Consider the following 18,792-nt stretch of genomic DNA (forward strand, 5'->3'; position numbering starts at 1 on the left):
GCTATAAGAGAAACATATCTGCCTGAATGTGGCAGTTGGGCAGGACATGCCCGGAAACTGCGACGTACAGAATCGAGGAGAAAGGAATGGCGGAATGCAGTAATCAAAATGGTGCGCGCAGGGGCGGACAAATTTCTGCGTTAGGTGCTTTGCTGGTGGGGCTGGCTATTATTGCCGGTGCGGCTGGTGACCATCTGGTCGCTGGGCAGGTGAGCAGGCAGAGTTTGCATGTTTACGATATTGCCGTGCGTTTTCAGATTTATAATGCGCTAGGCTTGGTTCAGCTGGGTATTTTGATTCGATTATGGGGTAAAAGAAGGCTGCTTTGTGCTTCGGCGCTGTTGATGGCTCTGGGTGTGCTTTTTTTCAGCGGGGGGCTGTATTTGCTGGTCATTACTGGCCAGTCATTCTGGGCAATTTTTGCCCCTTTGGGAGGCACAGCATGGATTGTCGCCTGGTTGCTTCTCGCTGTCGGCCTCTGGCGGGCATCCATGCAAGTGAAGGAGTAATGTATGCTTATTGCCAAAAATGACGCTTATCATAAACAACTGGATTTTGCGGACGCTGAAATCGGTGACGTATTCTGGGTCGTCGAACATGTACCTTATAGTGGCACCATTAAAGGGGTTCAAAAATATACCGTCACTGAAATTCGCTCCAAACTGGTTATTTGTCAATCAGAATTGGCTAAGCCGATGAAAATAAAGCGGAGTACTTTGCAGGAAAACTGTTACCTCGAAAATGATCCGTATTTTGCAGATATACAGAAAACTTTTGAAATCAGTAGCCAGGTAGAATGGGTCCGCAAATTGATCAAGGAGCATGAAAGCCGTGACTTTGATCAGGAAGTGGTTGACGCCGTTCTGGCCTGGCAACGCCGGGTGGAAATGCGACGGGAATAGGAATCAGCAGGGCGCGGGCCAAAGTCGCGACAAAGCTCCCGTACCAACTGCCGTATTCAGGTTTGGGTGCGTGAGGCTATTGTGGTACTTCCGGACCATGATGTTCTTCGAGAGTTTTACCGTGGCCCTGGACCCGAAAGGTCCAGGTCATTCCCAGGCCGAGCAGGCTCACCAGAATCATGAGCAGCAACACGGCTGAAAGTCCCCAGTTTGCCTGAATGAGTGGTAGTAAAAATACGCTGATTGTGGCGCCTATTTTGGCGACTGCAGCGGCAAATCCGGACCCGAATGCGCGTATCTGAGTAGGATACATTTCTGTGGGCAAAATGAAGGTGGTGGCATTAGGACCCATGGTCATGAACAAATTGAAGAGCATGAAGCCAGCGAGGATCAGGTAATATTGGCTGATTTCATTCCCCGTATGCTGCTGCGCAGCACTGAGCAGTAGTCCCATTCCGGTAATCATGCCCACAAAACCGGTAAGTTGCATATGAATGCGCCCCAGTTTTGGAACTGCCCAGAGCGACAGCAGTGAACCCAGCAACAGGAACAGGTCTACCTTGCCACTATCCAGGGCGTTGCTGAGATCCTTCCCTAATGTGGAGCTTAATCCGGGCAGATTTGTACGCAGACTGCCAAGCAGAATGGTGGTGAACAAACCTATTCCATAGGTGGCAACGTCCATAAAAAACCAGGGGAGAGTCACCAGCAGGGTTCGCCGACGATATTCCGGCGCAAATAAGGTGGCGATACCCAAATGATGACCAGGCAGAATTTTGGCAACATGATGATGTTTTCTACCCAGGCGTTGGGCAATCTGCAGTAATTGGCTTTTTTTGTCCGGGGCAAAGCGGGTAAGAATTTTTACAGCCTGAGCATTGCGGCCATGGCCCATGCACCAGCGTACACTTTCCGGCAAACTCAGGCGTCCGATCAGATAGGGAAGCACTACCAGAATTTCTGCGGCCAGTAACCAACGCCAGGTATCATCGCCAGTCCGGGCATTCTGCAGCAGGAGAATGGCCAAGGCGACGCCCGCCAACATGCCGACGGACTGGATAGCGATGGAGGCGGCCATCATTCTGCCCCGGCGTCCCTGGGGCATGAATTCTGCCAGATAGCTGCTGGCAACCGGAAAATCCATGCCGACACCGATGCCGAGCAACAGCTCTGCCTGGGTCAGAATGGTGGCATTGGGCGCAAGTGCCGCTAATGTGGCGGCAATAATCAACAAAATCATATCGCTGATCATGACCGGTTTGCGCCCCCAACGATCGGCAATATGTCCGCCCAACAGGGCACCGATGACGGTTCCCCCCATGAGCATGGCAGCCACCATGCCGACACTACTGGCAGGCATGTGAAAGTGGGGGATTACCAGTGGCAGGGTGACACCCAGCAAAAACATGGAAACCCCACTCAATAAAGTGCCCCCCGTAGACAAGGCCCAAATCCGATAGTGGATGGGTAACATCGGGCTGTTGTCGAGTATGGCGGTCATTGCGGCATGATCAGGATGAATAGTGTGCGCATTTTCCACAAGTGGTGCAGCGGTTTTTTTTAATCTAACAGTATTGGCTGTGCTTGCGTGGATGTCGGCTGTTGGATCTGGATTCAACGCAGCTTGTCCCGGAGAATCAGACTTTTCCCCGTCATTTCAGAGGGCTGGGAAAGTCCCATGAGATCAAGAATGGTTGGCGCAATATCAGCGGTACCCCGGCCAATTCCCAACTTTGCGCCTCCGTGACCCATCAGGAGCATGGGTACGGGATAGACCGTGTGTTGGGTATGGGGTTCACCGCTCACTGGATCCACCATTTCATCGCAATTGCCGTGATCAGCCGTGAGGATGATTTTGAAACCGTGCTGAAGCGCTACCTGAGTAATCCGATGAAATTGGAGATCAAGCGTTTCTACCGCACGGAGAATGGCCGGGATTTTGGCGGTATGACCGACCATGTCACCATTGGCAAAATTGACAATAACAAAGTGATATTGGTCGCTTTCGAGTGCTGCAATGATACGATCTGCGACTTTGGCCGCACTCATTTCCGGCTGGAGATCATAGGTGGCTACCTGTGGAGACGGAATAATTTCTCGATCTTCTCCCGTAAAGGGCTCTTCGCGGCCACCATTGAAAAAATAGGTGACATGCGCATATTTTTCCGTTTCTGCGCAGTGGAATTGTTGCAGACCAGCGTCACTGATGACTTCCGCCAAGACTTTTGCCGGGATTTCCGGCGGGAACAGGACCGGAAAGGGGTAGTCGTCATTGTAAGAAGTCATGCAAAGGGCGGTTCTGGCCTTTTCTGAACTGCGATCAAAATGTTCAAATTCGGGCATGGCCACGGCGGCGCTCAGTTGCCGCATGCGGTCAGAGCGAAAGTTGAAAAAGAATACGGGTTCATCGGCGGCAATCCGGTTTTCCTGGGGCTTGCCGATGACGGTGGGTTGAATAAATTCATCTCCTTCCCCGCGTCGCCAGGCTTCCTGAACAGCCGATAGGGCGTTTGCTGACTGAAGTCCCTCACCTTTCAGCAAGGCGGCCCAGGCTTTTTTGGTGCGATCCCAATGACTGGCACGATCCATGGCGGTATAGCGGCCACAGACGCTGGCAATTTTGCCGCTGCCCAGTTCTTGCAGGCGCTTTTCCAGAATCTGGACGAAAACATCTGCACATTGCGGGGCGGTGTCCCGCCCATCCGTAATCATGTGGATAATCGGTTCTACACCCGCCTGTACCACCAGAGGGAGAATCTCCAGCAAATGGTCAATATGAGAATGCACACCGCCATCGGAGACCATCCCGACCAGATGCAGGCACCGGATATTTTGTAAAATATTTTGCCAATTCTGAATGCTGGAAAAGCTGCCATCAGCCAGACTGGCCGATATGCGCACCATGTCCTGAAGTAGTATGCGCCCAGAGCCCAGTGTCAAATGACCGACTTCCGAGTTCCCAAATTGTCCATCGGGCAGACCCACAGCCCGCCCGGATGCCTGCAGGGCGGTATGGGGATAACTGGCAAAATAATGATCCAGATGTGGCGTATGGGCTTGGGCCCAGCCGTTGTAGGCCCGATTGGGGTTCAGGCCGAAACCATCAAAAATGACTAACAGCACGGGTTGAATGGTCAATGGGTTTCTCGCTTTTCCAGTTCCAGAACATGCAGGGTGGTTTTCAGTACGGAATCGGGGTTGAGGCTCATGGATTCAATGCCAATATCGACCAGAAACTCAGCCATTTCCGGATAGTCTGAAGGCGCCTGACCACAAATTCCAGAGTGGATACCATGCCGTTTACAGCCATCCACGGCGAGGCGGATCATGGTTTTCACGCCTTCGTCGCGCTCGTCGTAGTCAAAGGCGACAATTTCCGAATCCCGATCAACCCCGAGAGTGAGTTGGGTGAGATCATTACTGCCAATGGAGAATCCGTCAAAGCGTTGGGCAAAAGCATCAATTAAAAGCACGTTGTTGGGGACTTCGCACATGGCGTAAATTTTCAGACCATTTTCGCCGCGCTTCAGGCCAAATTCTGCCATTTGCGCAAGAACGTCGTCGGCTTCCTGCACGCGGCGTACAAAAGGCAGCATCAAAATGACATTATCCAGGCCCATGGTTTCGCGCACTCTTTTCATGGCCAGGCATTCCAGATGAAAACCTTCTTTGTACGCTGGATGTGCATAGCGGGAAGCGCCGCGAAAGCCCAGCATGGGGTTGTCTTCCTCGGGTTCGAAGCAGCGACCCCCAAGCAATGAGGCATATTCGTTGCTTTTGAAATCAGACATACGGACCACTACCGGTTTGGGATAAAAAGCAGCAGCCAGGGTGCCGACGCCCTCTGATAGCCGTTCCACAAAAAAATCCTGGGGCTGCGTGTAGCCTTGGGTGAGCTTCGCCAGGGCCAGACGCTCCTGCGGGTCTTTGACCTTTTCCGGGTAGAGCAAAGCCATGGGGTGCGCCTTGATGGTATTGCTGATGATGAATTCCATCCGCGCCAGACCAATACCATCGCTGGGGAGATTGGCCGTCTGGAAAGCAATTTCCGGGTTGCCCAGATTGATCATGATTTTGGTTTTGGGTCGGGGAAGTGCGGCCAGATCGGTATGCTGAACAGTAAACGGCAATTGACCCGCATATATATTGCCCATATCGCCTTGCGCACAGGAAACCGTGACCGGCTCACCGTCGTGCAGTATTTCGGTGGCTGTTGTTTCTGCGCCGACCACCGCCGGTATCCCCAGTTCACGGGCAATGATGGCAGCGTGGCAGGTACGTCCACCGCGATTGGTGATGACCGCCGCTGCATTTTTCATGACCGGCTCCCAATCTGGGGTGGTGGTGTCTGCTACCAGTATTTCACCGGGGCGAAACTCGGCGAGATGTTCAAGAGTACGAATAATCCGGACGGGTCCGGCAGCAATTTTACTGCCCACGGCGCGGCCACTGCCAAGACATTTTCCGCGTTCACCCAGAATATACTCCTCCAGAATTTGTCCCTTCTTTTGCGAGGCAACGGTTTCCGGTCGTGCCTGAACCATGTAAATGGCACCATCGAGACCGTCTTTTGCCCATTCCATATCCATGGGTCGGCTTTCGCCCATTTTCTGGCTGTAGTGATTTTCAATTTTGATGGCGTAATCGGCCAGGATGAATATATCCTCATCATTCAAACAAAAGCGTTCCTGTTCATCGAGATGCGTCGGTACATTGCGGGTCCCGTGGCGGGTATCTCCCTCGGTATAAATCATCTTGATTTTTTTGCTGCCGAGAACCCTGCGCAAAACTGCCTTTTTCCCCTTCTGGAAGGCGGGTTTAAAGACATAATATTCATCGGGATTGACGGTTCCCTGGACGACATTTTCACCCAGACCCCAGGATGCCGTAATAAAGACGGCATCTCTAAATCCGGTTTCAGTGTCCAGCGAAAACATGACGTCACTGGTGGCGAGATCGGAGCGCACCATTTTCATGATGACAATCGATAGGGCCACCTTGAAATGATCAAAGCCCTGATCAACGCGATAATGAATGGCCCGGTCGGTAAACAGGCTGGCAAAGCAACGCCGACAGGCATCCAGCAAAGCGGCCTCTCCGGAAATGTTCAGATAAGTATCCTGCTGACCAGCGAAACTGGCCGTTGGCAGGTCTTCTGCGGTGGCAGAAGAACGCACGGCCAAAGACAGCGTATCTCCGTATTCCTGACGTAATTGGGCGTAAGCGGCCAAAATTTCGGTTTGCAAATCTTCGGGAAGGGGCGCGCTGTAGACGATTTCCCGAGCCTTGGCACCCCGTCTGGCCAGATCGCGAACATTATCGGGGTCGAGGCCGTCCAGTGCCTCATGCAGCTTTGGCCAGGCACCGGCCTGATCCAGCAGATGGTGATAGGCGTCGCCGGTAATGGCAAAGCCGTTGGGTACTTTTACTCCCTGCGGCGTGAGTTGGCGATACATCTCTCCCAGAGAAGCGTTTTTACCACCGACCAAGGGCACATCTTCTATGCGAATTTCATTAAAAAAACGTATGTATTTCGCAGTCATAAGATTTTCTCCAGATAAATCAGAGTAAACACTCTGAATAAAAGATAGTCAAGGAAATGGCTGTGGACAAGCTGTTGCTTTTTATTGGAGGCACTCTGGTATGATTGCCGGCGCAATGGCGAAGGTCCTTAAAATGGATGTGGGTTATGTTTTCATGTCTGACGCATGGCAACTTATGGAATTATATCTTTGAAAAGAAATAGCCCAGACTCTGGCGCTGGTAGGGAAAATCTGTGGCCACCCGAGGCACGCTGGCTTCACGCCGGTATTGCTGTCGGCGTAACCATTCAACTGTTTTCCTCCTTAGGGATGACACCCGATTGGCAACACGCAGATTATGCCAGTTTCACCCAGTTACTGTTCAGCTTTCATGCCTGGGTGGGTTTGACTACTGCACTTTTCCTGCTCTGGCAGTGGCTCTGGATTGCCACTTCAGCACGGGTACGCCAGCAATTTTTTCCATTAATGGGTCCCTGGCAACCGGTTTTTAATGACCTTCGGTTACTTTTGCACGGAAAACTTCAATCTCCCGGCCCGGCTTCTGGACTTGCAGCTCTGATCCATGGGCTCGGTCTGCTTCTGGTCAGTTGGATGGCTCTTACCGGTACGGTAATTTTTTTCTTTCTACCCCAGGGGGGTACACCTCCAGGGGTCTTGCTGCAAAATCTGATCCCTTTGCATAAAGCCCTGTCGAATCTGGTGTGGGCCTATTGGTTAGGGCATGTGGGGATGTTTGCTGTGCATTTACTGCGCCGCGATCGCATTCTCGACATTTTTCGTCTGGGTGGTTAGTTGTTAGGATTGCCAAACGACTGCATGAAGCAGTCACTGAATGGAGCGGGAAGCCGAATGAAAAATTCAATGAAAATTTTGCTCTTGGGTTTATTACCTGTTTCGCTGTTGGCTTCAGCGGGGACGGCTGCCCAGGAAATAAATCTCAGTGTGCAACAAACTTATCATGTGCCCAATACGCTCATGGTTGCGCAGTTGCAGGCCAGTGCCACCGGGGCAAATGCTGCAGAGTTGGCGCAAAAAGTGAACGCAAAAATGCGTTGGGCCTTGCAGCAGGCGGGGAAAGCCGATCATGTCCAGGCGCAGACGATGAATTATCACACGCAACGTGATTATGTGAATGGCAAGCCCGATGGCTGGACCGTACAGCAGACTTTGCAGGTCAGCGCTCCAGAATCCTCCCGGCTGGATCAGCTTCTGGGAGATTTACAATCCCGTCTGGAGCTGGTTTCCATGCAGGCTGCCCCTACTGAAAGTGCCCGTGAAAGCGCTGCAACAGCAGCAGCCCATCAGGCTATTCAGCGCTTTAAGCAGCGTGCGAATAACTTTTGCAAGGATTTTGGTTATTCGCAAAGCGTGCTGAATTCCGTACAGATTAATACGTTACGCAGTTCTCCCGGGCCAGTGCTGATGATGGCGGCGCGTGCTCCCGTGGCCAGTGCGCCCGGTGAATCGGCGATGTCTGTGGAAGTTTCCGGTTCAGTGCGTTGTCTGAATGGACAGTGACGGGCTTTTTAGGCGATGACTATCTTGTAATAACCGGATTGATGGCCGTATCTGCGCAGGAAGGAACAGGTGTTGACCAAATCACCCTGCCTTCCTTCAGGCTGCACCAGCCGCTCAGAACGGCGTTCAATGCCCGGGGATAAATTTCGTGTTCGGCAGCAAGAACTCTTGCCGCCAGCCTGGCTGGGTCGTCATCCGTATGGACAGGTACGGCAGCCTGAATGATGACCGGGCCGGCGTCCAGTTCCGGGATGACAAAATGGACGCTGGCACCGTGCCAGCAGACACCCTGAGCGATGGCGCGGGCATGGGTATGCAGACCGGGAAAGGCGGGCAGCAGGGAAGGATGAATGTTGACCAGCCGTCCCAGATAGTGCTCCACAAAAGTATCTGTCAGTTGCCGCATGAAACCGGCAAGTACTACCAGATCCGGAGCGTAGCGGTCAATCTGCTGCTGCAGCGCAGTATCAAACTCGGCGCGACTGGGAAAGTCACGATGGTCTGTGACTTCGGTGGGGATACCTGCTGCCTGAGCCACCATCAGTCCTGGGGCTTCGGCCCGATTACTGATGACTGCGGCAATTTCTGTATCGGCTATTTGTCCGGTCTGACAGGCCCGCAGGATGCTTTGTAAATTGCTGCCGCGACCGGAAATCAGCAGCACCAGTTTTTTAGTCAAGAAAAACTACCCCGTTATCGGTCTGACGGAGGGCAAGCTGACCAATGACATACGCTTGCTCCCCGCTGGCCTGCAGGGATTCCAGAGCGTTTTGCCGGGATTCCCAGGGGACGATGGCGACCATGCCAATGCCGAGGTTGAATACCCGCCGCATTTCTTCGGTACTGACTTGACCTTGCTCCTGCAACCACTGAAACAGCGTAGGGATTTGCCAACTTTGGGGGTTGATGTGGGCGCTCAGCTGGGCGGGCAGGGAGCGGGGCAGATTTTCGGTGAGTCCTCCGCCAGTAATGTGAGCGAGGGCATGAACGCTGACGACCTTACGCAGATTCTGGATTGCCTGCACGTAAATCCGGGTGGGACGTAGCAGGAGTTCGACCAGGGCTTCGCCATTTAACTGAATATGCGCATGAGCACCACTGCGGACCAGGATTTCACGGATGAGGGAGTAGCCATTACTGTGGGCGCCGGATGAGGCGATGCCGATAAGGGCATCCCCTTCCTGACAGGCATCACTGCTCAATATTTCGTTTTTTTCGACGATGCCGACCGCGAAGCCCGCCAGGTCATAATGACCGCCTGGGTACATACCGGGCATTTCGGCGGTTTCGCCGCCCAGTAGGGCACAGCCCGCCTGACGGCAGCCTTCGGCAATTCCGGTGATGACGGCTTCGGCTATCGCCGTGTCCAGTTGTCCGCAGGCGTAGTAATCCAAAAACCAGAGGGGTTCAGCGCCGGAAACCAGGATGTCGTTGACACACATGGCTACCAGATCAATGCCAATCCCATCATGCTGCTGGGCTTCCAGGGCCAGCAGCAATTTGGTGCCGACGCCATCGGTTCCTGATACCAGTACCGGTTCGCGATAACCGGTGGGCAATTCAAAAAGTCCACCAAAGCCGCCAATACCGCCAAGCACTCCGGGGCGGTGGGTACTGCGGGCGAGGGGCTTGATCCGGTCAACCAGCGCATTTCCTGCGTCAATGTTGACTCCTGCACTGCGATAGCTAAGCGGTTTGGGGCTGTCCACAGCAAGTTCCTCCGTCAATTTCGGGTCATGTTATGAGGGGGGCTGGCTGCTGTCAAAAGAAAAGAGCGGCCGGGCCGCTCTTCACTCAGACGCCACAAGTCATGGGGCGTCAGGGTTACCCCGCTAATCGATCAGAAGCGCTTGAAAATCTGTCCGCTTTTGGCTGCCTGGAAGCGTGCTTCAATGACACTCCAGTTCATGTTTTTGTGGAGTGCTGCCAGGTAATCGCCACGCCCCAGGGCTTTCCAGTCGACCATGTAGGCATGTTCAAACACGTCCACAATGACCAGGGGGACAAAGCCGCCAATGTTGCCATCTTCATGCAGCTGGACGAAATGGTTGTTGATCTGGCCGGTAGTCCCATCGTAATAGGCGATGGCCCAACCAATGCTGCGGCTTTTGGCAGCAGCCATGAGGTCTTCGTGCCAGGCTTCGGCGCTGCCGAACTGTTCGGTGACGGCGGCCTTGAAACCGGGCGCCTGATCCATGCTGATGCCGGGTTTCATCTGGGCAAAGTAGTATTCATGCAAGACCATCCCATTGTATTCAAAACCAAAACGACGGCGACGGTCAGCATAGGTCAGGGAGGCGGTTTTGCCAGCCGCACGCATTTCCTCAAGTTCTTTGTGCAGGGCATTACTCTGGTTGACATAGCCGGTGTACAAGCCCCAGTGATCGTTGATCTGGGCGTCGGAAATGCCGTCAAGACCGCTGGGCTTCAATTCTTCACGTACTTTATATTCAGACATTGCTCTACTCTCCTGCTGGTCGGTTGGGAATGAATCCCTGTGATTGTAGTCAGTGGCAGAGGAGGCTGCAAACGACCTGCTGGTCGTCTGACTGTGCTGAAGCTTATTCGCTCGGTTTCAGAGGGTAGGAAAATGGATAAGAATCTGCTTGACAGCCAAGGGTCTCTTGCCTAGCTTCTGGAGTCATGCCAAGCCATGACAGTTTTTCCTGGGTAAGCTCTGAAGGCTTACGATATTTGTCGTCCAGGCGCTGCTGATGCTCGCCAATGGCCAGATGCGCCTGCCTTTGGGGTTGCGAAGCGGCGCAACGCTCAATGATTTTTGTCCAGAACCCAACACTGCCGCATTGAATGCCGTTCGGAGTCTGCTGGTACGGCCAGCACCTGTGTTTGGACTTTATTTGCATGGCCCGGGAGGGGTGGGTAAAAGCCATTTATTACAGGGTGCTGCCCAAAGCGATGCAGGTTGGATACCTTATATTGAATGCGCCGAAATGATGCAGTCCTTTGTAGACCTGGCGCTGCCGGAAACTTTTTCCAGTCTGGTGGATGCGCCTTTACTCTGTCTGGATAATGTGGACGCCTGGGCCGGTCAGGTGGATCAAGAGAAGTTTTTGTACGATCTGTACAATGAACGTTTTCATCGCGCCCGACCCCTGTTAATGGCGGGTCGGGAAGCACCCCGGCAACTCGTCTGGACCCTGCCGGATTGGGCGAGCCGGTTCAGCGCCTGTGTGCCAATGGCTCTGCAATTACCCGATGATCTGCAGCGGCTGCATATTTTGCAGACCATGGCCCGGCGTCGCGGCTTGCGCATGGACCGGGACGTTGCCCGGTATGTGCTGCGCCATCAATCGCGGGATATGGCCGTGCTGGAGTCCTTGCTGGAGATGCTGGATGCGCGCAGCTGGGAGCAGCAACGCCAACTGACCATTCCATTTATTCGTCATTGTCTGGACAGGGAGGCGTCTTTGTGAGTACTGATCATAAAGAAGGCCAGCAGTGTTTTGGTAAAAAGGAAGATGGTTCGCGCCCACAGCCTCCTGCCCGTAAGGGTTTTGTGCTTGGTTTCGGTTTTCGCTGGTATCGGGCCTGGCATGGCTTCTGGAAAGATGACTGCATTGATCGGGCTGGTCTGCTGTCCTATACGACTTTATTTGGTTTGATTCCGCTGGCAGTGCTGGTATTCAGCATGTGGAATCTGGTGGGATTCAGCGTGATGCATCGTACCCAGGTGGATCACCTGATATTGCGCAGCTTTGTTCCGCAGACGGGTTATACCATTCTTCATGAAGTGAATTTACTGGCCGCCAAGGGTACGCAACTGGGGTTGCTGGGGATAATCGGTTTGTCGTTGACGGCGGTGTTTCTGCTGCACGCGGTAGAGCGGCATCTGAATGCCATCTGGGGGGTTGCACCCCATTGCTGGTGGTGCCGGGTTTTGCGTTATCTGGCCATGCTGGTCGTGGCGCCACTGAGTGTGGCCTTGCTCCTCCCCCTGCTGGGTCCTTTGCAACCCCTGTTAAAATATCTGGGTCATATTCCCGTGCTGCCGCCGTTTTTCAGTCATGTTCTGACTTTTTTGGTGGTGACAGTGATGATGCTTTTGCTCTACAAGATTCTGCCTGCTGCGGCGCCGCGCTGGCGGGATGCTCTGCTGGGGGGGATGACGGTAGCCCTGTTATTTGAACTGGATAAATTCGGCCTCTCCGCCTATCTGCGTTTTTCGACTTTTGAAACGGTTTACGGGGCGCTGGGCGCTTTTCCTGTGTTTCTGCTCTGGTTGTATGTGGCCTGGGCCAGCATTTTATTCGGGGCGGAAATGGCAGAAGCCGGTGTTTATTCTGACCAGAACACGCTCAACCCGGCTCATAAACCAGGCGCACCCGTGAAGACGGATAAATGACCGTTGAGAATTCTATGCCGACGCCACTCGTATCAACGTTGACGTTTTCGCAGACAAAAACGATTTCACCTTTTTCGACTTTCAGCAGATCCCGCTCCTGAGGGCCGGACATGGTGGCCGAAATGGTGGAGCGCATGCGGGTATAATCCTGTATGCCATGCTGGCGCAGGGATTCAGTGATACCGCGTCCGGCGTGCAGATCATCCACCAGGGCCAGCAGGGCTTTCCCGAAAAAAAGATGTCTGGCAATGGAAATGGGCTCTTCACCGACCCGGCCAAGGGTTTTGATCATCGCAACCTGGGGATATTCCGGGAAGACGCCATATTGCTGAATGCGCGCCAACTCGGGAAGATCGGCCAGATTCAGTATGGCCGCCTCGAGAATGTCATTTTTCCCGGGTTTATTGTACTTTTTGACCCATTCCGAAAAGCGCGGCCTTTCGACCAGTTCATAGTCAAACACATGCTTGGCAACAAAACTGCCGCGACCATGCTGTATGCGCACTTTGCCCACGGCCGCGAGTTCCTGCAGGGCGCGGCGCATGGTGTGGCGATTGACTCCGTAAGCCTTGGCCAGATCCGCCTCGCCCGGCAGTTTCTGGTTTTCGACAAGTTCACCGGAATCTATGCGGGCCTGCAGATCATTGACAATTTGTTTCCAGATGGTGATTCCGGGGACGAACTGCACTTTGCTGGTGCTGATCATGGGTGTTCCAGCAGCCTGATGAGGCTGTGTACACATTGTTGGATGGCCTCTTCCAGCAACCCATCATTACGGATGGTGGTCATGGGCAACTGCTCTGGCAGAGGAATGTGACGACGCAGGCGGTCGTTGATGGATGCAGCACTTTCACGATGACGTTTTTCCAGGCGGCGGCGAATTTCGGTTGATGAAGCGGTGATATATAAAACATGTCCACCATATTCCGCAAGCAGGTCATTCACTACGGTGCGCGAAACATTGGCAATGATGATCTGCACGGCGGCGTTTTGAGGCTGCAATTCCGACCGGGGCAGGCCGTAGGATAGCTGGTGCGCGTCCCAGGTTTTGGCAAAATAACCGGATTCAGCGCGTTGTCTGAACGCTTCAGCACTGATGTTGATTTCTCCAGCCTGTGGAGCATTGCGGGTGACCATTCGCCGGGCGAAATAAAAACGTGGGTCATTTTTCAGTGTGGCTTCTGCGCCGCGAATAACTGAATCCTTGCCCGCACCGGAAGGACCCACTACCAGAACCAGCAGGGGCTTCATGATTTATTTTGGCGGGGGGCGGGTATCGCCGGAGCGAGGGGCAGGCGACGCAAAAGGGTGAAGGGTGCGTTCTGGTCTGTTTCACAGGCTAATGCGAGGCCCTGCAAGCGGCGTGGCTGCCTGGGGATGTCACCAAAATATTTGCTGGCGGTAGTCAGCAAACGCGTGTCCGATTGTTGATCGCTGAGGGTCATGTGAAAAACAAACTCCTCAAATACATAGGGATAGCCCCATCGTTCCAGGTATTCCCGGTGCCGGGGAAGCTTTATCTTCTGGCTTCTTGCCGAAATTTCCTCGTCAGTGTAGGGCCGCCGCCAGGGTTCCAGGTTGCGCACGCAGGTATCTGCCAGTGCGTGCAGTTCAGGACAGGGCTGACTGAGCCGCAGGGCAACAAAACCTTCATCCTGAACCAATTGCAGGGGAGGCAGGAAAAAAGCCGGGGTATCTGCCAGCTGTTGTTCCAGTGTTGCAATCAGATCGTCCAGCTTGCCCTGCAAGGGCATGGGGGCTTTGATGGTGGCATGGAAGCCATAACGACTGGCGCGTCGTGAAGCTTCTGCAAGGCCTTGAATCGGGGGCCGCTGTCTGGTCTGCGCAGTTTCGGAATCCCAACCCAACCAATGGCTGCCTGCTATCCACAGGGGATCATCGGCTTCTGGTACGTAATAAATGGCGACACGCATGGATTCAGGCAATTCTTTCACCGGCTTTCCAGACTGCACGCAATAAAGGATGGTTGTCGAAATCGCGCACCCGGAGCAGGTCGCCGCGCATGCCGATTTGCAGCGCGCCACGATCTTCCAGCCCGAGCATGCGCGCCGGGGCGAGGCTGACCATCTGCACCGCTTCAGGGAGCCTGATCAGGCCCATGCGGGTCAGAGCAAAGGCCGCTTCCAGCATGGCGTGGGGGACGTAGTCCGAGGCGAGCACATCCACCAGTCCGGCGGCAACCAGATCGCGCACGGCGACATTGCCGGAATGGGAGCCACCGCGCACCACGTTGGGGGCACCTGCGACGGTGGCCATCCCCAGTTTTCTGGCTTCCTGTGCCGCTTCCAGGGTCACCGGGAATTCGGCAATGCGAATACCCTCTGCGGCGTTTCGGCGAACTTCTTCGGCGGTGCGGTCGTCATGGCTGGCGATTTGCAAACCCATCCCGTGCAATTTTTCGAGAAGATAATGCCGGTTGATCTCACTATGGATTTCCCGACGCTGCTGGGCTTCCACAATCATCTGGTCCAGTTCGGCCTCGCTGTATCCATCACCACGCCGTCCTTCGCGGAATTTGTCGAGATTGGCATGCTGACCGACACCGGGGGTGTGGTCCATGATGCTGATCATGTGAACGGGGGCTTGCGCCATTGCCGTTTCAAACAATTGTTGCATATTGGGTGTGGGGAGTTCACAGCGCAGATGCAGCACGTGGTCGGAACGTAATAACCCTTGTTCATCCAGAAAAGTCAGGTCTACAACCGCATCGCGAAGGGTCTGGATACGCTGGCTTTCAAAGCCGGCATCTCCGACACAAAGGGCATCTGCCACGGTGGTGATGCCTGCGGCCGCACACTGGCTGTCATGGGCCAGAAAAGCGGAACGGGAAGGCCAGCGCACGTTGCTGCGCGGCTGTACCTGGCGTTCGAGATTGTCGGTGTGCACATCCACCAGTCCGGGCAACAACCAGTCGCCCTGTCCGTCTTCACTGCCGGGTCGGGAATGCGGGTCTTCTTCCAGCGCTATGATTTTGCCGTTTTCATCCAGGGTCAGAGCGCCATGAACAATGCGATCTTCCAGAACCATACGGAAATTACTGAAGGCCAGGGTTTTCATGGGGCATGCTCCGAAAGGGATGGGATGGAATATTGGCGATCAGCCACCTGAGCGATAAAGTCGGGGTCGTGAAATGCCGCCAGTACCGCCCGACCGGTTTTTTTGGCTTGTAGAATCTTGTTTTTGACCGCTGTGGCATTGTGCCCATCCAGGGAGGCCGTCGGTTCATCAAGCAGAATCAGGGAATGTTGGCCGACAAAAGCTCTGGCCAGATTTACCCGTTGCTGTTCGCCCCCGGAAAAGGTGGCGGGAGGCAGGGCGTGCAGGTGTTGCGGCAGATTCAATTCCAGCAATATCTCAGTGGCGCGTTCCATGGCCGTTTGCGTATCAATGCCCTGATCGGCCAGCGGTTGCGCGACCAGATCCAGGGTGGAGACTCTGGGAATGACCCGCAGAAACTGACTGGCATAAGCCATGACCTGTCGCCGCAACGCGATGATTTCGCGGGGGCTGCTTTGCAAAATATCCACCATACTCAGCCCGTTGCGCAGGCGGATGGCACCGGATTCTGCCCGATAATTCCCATATATTGTTCTCAGCAGGGATGATTTTCCACTACCTGAGGCGCCGACCAGCGCGACGCATTCACCGGCAGCAACGCTCAATTGTATATGGCGTAAAATAGGCAGATTCAAACCACCACGCAGATGCAACACAAATTTTTTGCTGAGTTTTTCAATTTCCAGAATATTCATGCCGGGAGCACCGAACTGACCAAAAGTTGGGTGTAAGGATGTTGCGGATCATCCAGCACCTGATCGGCCAGCCCTTCTTCGATGATTTCGCCCTGACGCATGACCGCAATGCGCTGGGCGAGGAGGCGGGCTACTGCCAGATCATGGGTAACCAGCACTACCGCCATATTTTCCGCAATAACCAGTTTGCGGAGCAGGTCCAGCAAGGCGGCCTGTACGGAAACATCCAGACCGCTGGTGGGTTCGTCCAGATAGAGCAGGGCGGGCTGGCTGATGAGTGTGCGGGCAATCTGCAGGCGCTGCAACATGCCGCCAGAAAAAGTTTCGGGTAAATCATCCAGGCGGGTCGGATCAATTTCCACTTTTTGCAGCCAGTAAAGGGCTTCCTCGCGCAATTGGCCATAATGGCGCAGGCCCATGATCATGCGTCTTTCAACGATATTGCCGCCGGCGCTGATTTCCATGCGCAGGGCATCGCGGGGATTCTGGCAGACAAAGCCCCAGGCCGTGCGTTGCAGATGCCGGAGTGCCTGTCTGCTGAGTGCAGAGACAGGACGCAAGCCCAGGTCCGGAGTGCTGGCCTGTATTGCGCCCTGAGTGGGCGACAAGCTGCCGTAAAGAAGGTTCAGCAAAGTGGATTTGCCCGAACCGCTTTCGCCAACAATGGCCAGGATTTCGCCGGGATATAACTCCATGGATACATTGCGAACTACCGGCTGTTTGCCGTACTGAAAATGCAGATCGCGGACCATCAGGGCGGGTTGGGTGTTCACTTGCATGACGTTTTCCCGCAATAGTCGGTGTCGGAACAGACAAACTGTCTTTTGCCGCTGTCATCGAGAATGATTTCGTCCTTGTAGGAGCTGGTCGATCCACAGAGCGCACAGGGAGCTTGCGCCTGCAGCGGAGTAAAGGGGTAATCCTCAAAAGCCAGAGGCACGACACGAGTATAAGGAGGAACGGCGTAGAGGCGTTTTTCGCGCCCAGCACCAAAAAGTTGCAGGGCGGGATTCATGTGCATTTTCGGGACATCAAAAGCCGGAATGGGGGAGGGCGACATCAGATAGCGGTCATGCACCATGACGGGGTAATCATAGCCGATCGCCACGCGACCATAGCGGGTAATGTGATCATAAAGCTGCAAGTACATCAGGCTGTAATCGGCCATGGCGTGCAAAATCCGGGTTTCCGTGCGGCGTGGTTCCAGCTTGAAGAGCGGCTCAGGCATGGGGACCTGATAGACGATGATCTGGTCGGCACGCAGTGCTGTTTCCGGGATCCGGTGGCGGGTCTGGATGATGCTGGCCTGTTGGGTGTCGGTCGTCGTGGCGATTCCGCCGGCTACGCTTTGGAAAAAATGCCGGATGGAAACGGCATTGGTGGTGTCATCGGCGCCCTGATCAATGACTTTGAGAATATCATCCTTCCCGATAATGGCGGCAGTTACCTGGATACCTCCGGTTCCCCAACCATAGGGCAGAGGCATTTCCCGGCTGGCAAAGGCAATCTGGTGACCGGGAATGGCAACGGCTTTGAGCAGACTGCGGCGGATGGCCCGTTTACTGTTTTCATCGAGATAGGCAAAGTTATAGGGCATCATCGTGTTTTACCGTTGTGCCGGGCGATTGGGCGCGCAGAGCCCGTAATGTCGAAATTTCACTCTGAAAATCCACATGGTGGGGAAGTTTCAGATGTTCCACAAAACCGGTGGCTTCCACATTATCACAATGACTGAGCACGAATTCTTCATCCTGTGCAGGCGCTTCCACCTTTTCGCCAAGTTCCTGAGCGCGCAAGGCACGATCGAGCAATGCCATGGCGATGGCCTTGCGTTCATTGTGTCCGAAAACCAGTCCGTAGCCTCGGGTAAAGGTGGCCGTGTCCGGAGAGTCTCCCTGAAACTGGTTGATCATCTGGCATTCTGTCATTTCTATGGTGCCGATGCAGAGGCTGAAGCCCAGTTCTGGCGGGCAGATTTCGACATTGACGGAGCCATGGCTTAATTCGGCAATAAAGGGATGGTTTTGCCCATAGCCGCGTTGGGTAGAGTAGGCCATGCCGAGCACAAAACCTTCATCCGCTCGCGCCAATGTCTGCAGGCGCTGGGCACGACTGGCAGGAAAACCGGGCGGAATTTGGGTGATGTCCCGATTTTCTGCATCTGCTGGTTCGGTAGAGCTCTTTTCAATCAGACCTTCTGTTTCGAGAAGATCCATGACGCTGGTTTTGTTCAGTGTGGCTTTTGGAGGGATGCCGGAGGTGGCGCAGGAAGCTTCCGCTTCGTCCCGTGCGGGCAGATTCTGGAAATAACCGAGCAGACGATGGGAGTAATCATAGGTGGCTCCGAGTTGCTGGCCGCCGGGAACGTCCTTGAAGGCAGCAGATATATGTCTTTGCAAATGGGCCTGGCCAAGATTGAGGGGAACTGAATCCAGAAAACGACTTAATGTGGCGCGGTAGGCGCGGACGATAAATACCGCCTCGATACTGTCGCCCTGAGCTTGCAGAAGCGCTTTTGCGGCAATATCCCGGTCGTACAGCGAGGCTTCGGCCATGATGCGATCAATGCCCAGATGCAGGTGCCGGGCGATTTGTGCCTGCAGGTCGTCAGGATCTGGGGCATTTCTTTCGGCAACCAGCTGATGGGCGGCGTGAATGGCCTGGGCACCCCCTTTGGCGGCTACATAGGACAT

At 54.3% G+C, this 18,792-nt stretch carries 20 protein-coding genes; 6 read left to right on the forward strand and 14 right to left on the reverse strand.

Going from position 1 to position 18,792, the window contains the following annotated elements; genetic code table 11:
* The first annotated feature begins 86 nt into the window (after positions 1 to 86).
* Both H7F11_RS10665 and H7F11_RS10670 read left to right on the forward strand, forming a co-directional pair.
* Positions 87 to 509: a DUF423 domain-containing protein gene (locus tag H7F11_RS10665; protein ID WP_193649401.1), complete on the forward strand. Its 423-nt coding sequence runs from the start codon at positions 87 to 89 to the stop codon at positions 507 to 509.
* Positions 510 to 512: 3 nt separating this feature from the next.
* Entirely contained in the window at positions 513 to 902 is a 390-nt protein-coding gene (locus H7F11_RS10670; protein WP_031569667.1) for a hypothetical protein, read from the forward strand.
* Between the two features lie 76 nt (positions 903 to 978).
* On the opposite strand, the gene H7F11_RS10675 is transcribed toward H7F11_RS10670, so the two are convergent.
* From H7F11_RS10675 to ppsA, 3 genes are all read right to left on the reverse strand, one after another.
* On the reverse strand, positions 979 to 2,442 hold the full coding sequence (locus H7F11_RS10675) for an MFS transporter (RefSeq protein WP_319803328.1): 1,464 nt from the start codon (positions 2,440 to 2,442) through the stop codon (positions 979 to 981).
* A 74-nt stretch (positions 2,443 to 2,516) separates the two neighbouring features.
* Positions 2,517 to 4,040 carry a 2,3-bisphosphoglycerate-independent phosphoglycerate mutase gene (gene gpmI / locus H7F11_RS10680; protein WP_193649399.1) on the reverse strand — a complete coding sequence of 508 codons (1,524 nt, stop codon included), beginning with the start codon at positions 4,038 to 4,040 and terminating at the stop codon, positions 2,517 to 2,519.
* Positions 4,037 to 6,445, reverse strand: coding sequence for a phosphoenolpyruvate synthase (gene ppsA, locus H7F11_RS10685; protein ID WP_193649398.1), 2,409 nt, complete (start codon positions 6,443 to 6,445; stop codon positions 4,037 to 4,039). The genes gpmI and ppsA overlap by 4 nt, the downstream gene beginning before the upstream one ends.
* Positions 6,446 to 6,634: 189 nt before the next feature.
* On the opposite strand from ppsA, the gene H7F11_RS10690 reads away from it, so the two are divergent.
* Together H7F11_RS10690 and H7F11_RS10695 are read left to right on the forward strand one after the other, a co-directional pair.
* On the forward strand, positions 6,635 to 7,237 hold the full coding sequence (locus H7F11_RS10690; RefSeq protein ID WP_193649397.1) for a cytochrome b/b6 domain-containing protein: 603 nt from the start codon (positions 6,635 to 6,637) through the stop codon (positions 7,235 to 7,237).
* 69 nt (positions 7,238 to 7,306) lie between these two features.
* The gene (locus H7F11_RS10695) at positions 7,307 to 7,963 is read left to right on the forward strand and encodes an SIMPL domain-containing protein (protein ID WP_193649396.1); all 657 of its coding nucleotides are present in this window, start codon (positions 7,307 to 7,309) and stop codon (positions 7,961 to 7,963) included.
* Positions 7,964 to 7,982: 19 nt separating this feature from the next.
* Here the strand turns inward: H7F11_RS10695 and purN are convergent, their stop codons facing one another.
* The 3 genes from purN to H7F11_RS10710 all read right to left on the reverse strand — a co-directional run bounded on the left by purN (position 7,983) and on the right by H7F11_RS10710 (position 10,421).
* Positions 7,983 to 8,642, reverse strand: a complete 660-nt coding sequence (gene purN, locus H7F11_RS10700) for a phosphoribosylglycinamide formyltransferase (protein ID WP_193649395.1) — start codon at positions 8,640 to 8,642, stop codon at positions 7,983 to 7,985.
* Positions 8,635 to 9,672 carry a phosphoribosylformylglycinamidine cyclo-ligase gene (gene purM, locus H7F11_RS10705; protein WP_193649394.1) on the reverse strand — a complete coding sequence of 346 codons (1,038 nt, stop codon included), beginning with the start codon at positions 9,670 to 9,672 and terminating at the stop codon, positions 8,635 to 8,637. The genes purN and purM overlap by 8 nt, the downstream gene beginning before the upstream one ends.
* Positions 9,673 to 9,803: 131 nt before the next feature.
* Complete coding sequence (locus H7F11_RS10710) at positions 9,804 to 10,421, reverse strand: superoxide dismutase (protein ID WP_193649393.1); 618 nt, start codon at positions 10,419 to 10,421, stop codon at positions 9,804 to 9,806.
* Positions 10,422 to 10,677: 256 nt separating this feature from the next.
* Here H7F11_RS10710 and hda point away from each other — a divergent pair, with 256 nt between their 5' ends.
* Positions 10,678 to 11,397 (forward strand): DnaA regulatory inactivator Hda, encoded by a 720-nt coding sequence (gene hda, locus H7F11_RS10715; RefSeq protein WP_193649392.1) that lies wholly within the window; start codon positions 10,678 to 10,680, stop codon positions 11,395 to 11,397.
* Positions 11,394 to 12,326, forward strand: coding sequence for a YihY/virulence factor BrkB family protein (locus H7F11_RS10720; protein ID WP_193649391.1), 933 nt, complete (start codon positions 11,394 to 11,396; stop codon positions 12,324 to 12,326). The genes hda and H7F11_RS10720 overlap by 4 nt, the downstream gene beginning before the upstream one ends.
* Here the strand turns inward: H7F11_RS10720 and H7F11_RS10725 are convergent.
* The 8 genes from H7F11_RS10725 to H7F11_RS10760 are packed head-to-tail and all read right to left on the reverse strand — an operon-like array spanning position 12,280 to position 18,792.
* Positions 12,280 to 13,068: a GntR family transcriptional regulator gene (locus H7F11_RS10725; protein ID WP_227485431.1), complete on the reverse strand. Its 789-nt coding sequence runs from the start codon at positions 13,066 to 13,068 to the stop codon at positions 12,280 to 12,282. The two genes, H7F11_RS10720 and H7F11_RS10725, sit on opposite strands and share 47 nt — an antisense overlap.
* Positions 13,029 to 13,577: a PhnN protein gene (locus H7F11_RS10730; RefSeq protein WP_193649390.1), complete on the reverse strand. Its 549-nt coding sequence runs from the start codon at positions 13,575 to 13,577 to the stop codon at positions 13,029 to 13,031. Before H7F11_RS10730 ends, H7F11_RS10725 begins: the two co-directional genes overlap by 40 nt.
* Entirely contained in the window at positions 13,574 to 14,281 is a 708-nt protein-coding gene (locus H7F11_RS10735) for a DUF1045 domain-containing protein (RefSeq protein ID WP_193649389.1), read from the reverse strand. Before H7F11_RS10735 ends, H7F11_RS10730 begins: the two co-directional genes overlap by 4 nt.
* A complete protein-coding gene (locus H7F11_RS10740; protein ID WP_193649388.1) occupies positions 14,265 to 15,404 on the reverse strand; it encodes an alpha-D-ribose 1-methylphosphonate 5-triphosphate diphosphatase in 1,140 nt (379 codons plus the stop codon). Before H7F11_RS10740 ends, H7F11_RS10735 begins: the two co-directional genes overlap by 17 nt.
* Entirely contained in the window at positions 15,401 to 16,099 is a 699-nt protein-coding gene (gene phnL, locus H7F11_RS10745) for a phosphonate C-P lyase system protein PhnL (protein ID WP_193649387.1), read from the reverse strand. Before phnL ends, H7F11_RS10740 begins: the two co-directional genes overlap by 4 nt.
* A complete protein-coding gene (locus H7F11_RS10750; RefSeq protein ID WP_193649386.1) occupies positions 16,096 to 16,878 on the reverse strand; it encodes an ATP-binding cassette domain-containing protein in 783 nt (260 codons plus the stop codon). Before H7F11_RS10750 ends, phnL begins: the two co-directional genes overlap by 4 nt.
* Entirely contained in the window at positions 16,869 to 17,699 is an 831-nt protein-coding gene (locus H7F11_RS10755) for an alpha-D-ribose 1-methylphosphonate 5-phosphate C-P-lyase PhnJ (RefSeq protein WP_010639146.1), read from the reverse strand. Before H7F11_RS10755 ends, H7F11_RS10750 begins: the two co-directional genes overlap by 10 nt.
* Positions 17,686 to 18,792 (reverse strand): carbon-phosphorus lyase complex subunit PhnI, encoded by a 1,107-nt coding sequence (locus H7F11_RS10760; protein ID WP_193649385.1) that lies wholly within the window; start codon positions 18,790 to 18,792, stop codon positions 17,686 to 17,688. The genes H7F11_RS10755 and H7F11_RS10760 overlap by 14 nt, the downstream gene beginning before the upstream one ends.

This window comes from Acidithiobacillus sp. HP-2, assembly GCF_015100155.1.
Lineage (GTDB): Bacteria > Pseudomonadota > Gammaproteobacteria > Acidithiobacillales > Acidithiobacillaceae > Acidithiobacillus.

Excerpts from the sequence above, each read along its gene's own strand:
- H7F11_RS10665 (WP_193649401.1), top strand. The coding sequence starts at position 87 with ATGGCGGAATGCAGTAATCAAAATGGTGCGCGCAGGGGCGGACAAATT.
- H7F11_RS10670 (WP_031569667.1), top strand. The coding sequence starts at position 513 with ATGCTTATTGCCAAAAATGACGCTTATCATAAACAACTGGATTTTGCG.
- ppsA (WP_193649398.1), bottom strand. The coding sequence starts at position 6,445 with ATGACTGCGAAATACATACGTTTTTTTAATGAAATTCGCATAGAAGAT.
- H7F11_RS10695 (WP_193649396.1), top strand. The coding sequence starts at position 7,307 with ATGAAAATTTTGCTCTTGGGTTTATTACCTGTTTCGCTGTTGGCTTCA.
- H7F11_RS10710 (WP_193649393.1), bottom strand. The coding sequence starts at position 10,421 with ATGTCTGAATATAAAGTACGTGAAGAATTGAAGCCCAGCGGTCTTGAC.
- hda (WP_193649392.1), top strand. The coding sequence starts at position 10,678 with ATGCTCGCCAATGGCCAGATGCGCCTGCCTTTGGGGTTGCGAAGCGGC.
- H7F11_RS10725 (WP_227485431.1), bottom strand. The coding sequence starts at position 13,068 with ATGTGTACACAGCCTCATCAGGCTGCTGGAACACCCATGATCAGCACC.
- H7F11_RS10730 (WP_193649390.1), bottom strand. The coding sequence starts at position 13,577 with ATGAAGCCCCTGCTGGTTCTGGTAGTGGGTCCTTCCGGTGCGGGCAAG.
- H7F11_RS10740 (WP_193649388.1), bottom strand. The coding sequence starts at position 15,404 with ATGAAAACCCTGGCCTTCAGTAATTTCCGTATGGTTCTGGAAGATCGC.
- phnL (WP_193649387.1), bottom strand. The coding sequence starts at position 16,099 with ATGAATATTCTGGAAATTGAAAAACTCAGCAAAAAATTTGTGTTGCAT.
- H7F11_RS10750 (WP_193649386.1), bottom strand. The coding sequence starts at position 16,878 with ATGCAAGTGAACACCCAACCCGCCCTGATGGTCCGCGATCTGCATTTT.
- H7F11_RS10755 (WP_010639146.1), bottom strand. The coding sequence starts at position 17,699 with ATGATGCCCTATAACTTTGCCTATCTCGATGAAAACAGTAAACGGGCC.
- H7F11_RS10760 (WP_193649385.1), bottom strand. The coding sequence starts at position 18,792 with ATGTCCTATGTAGCCGCCAAAGGGGGTGCCCAGGCCATTCACGCCGCC.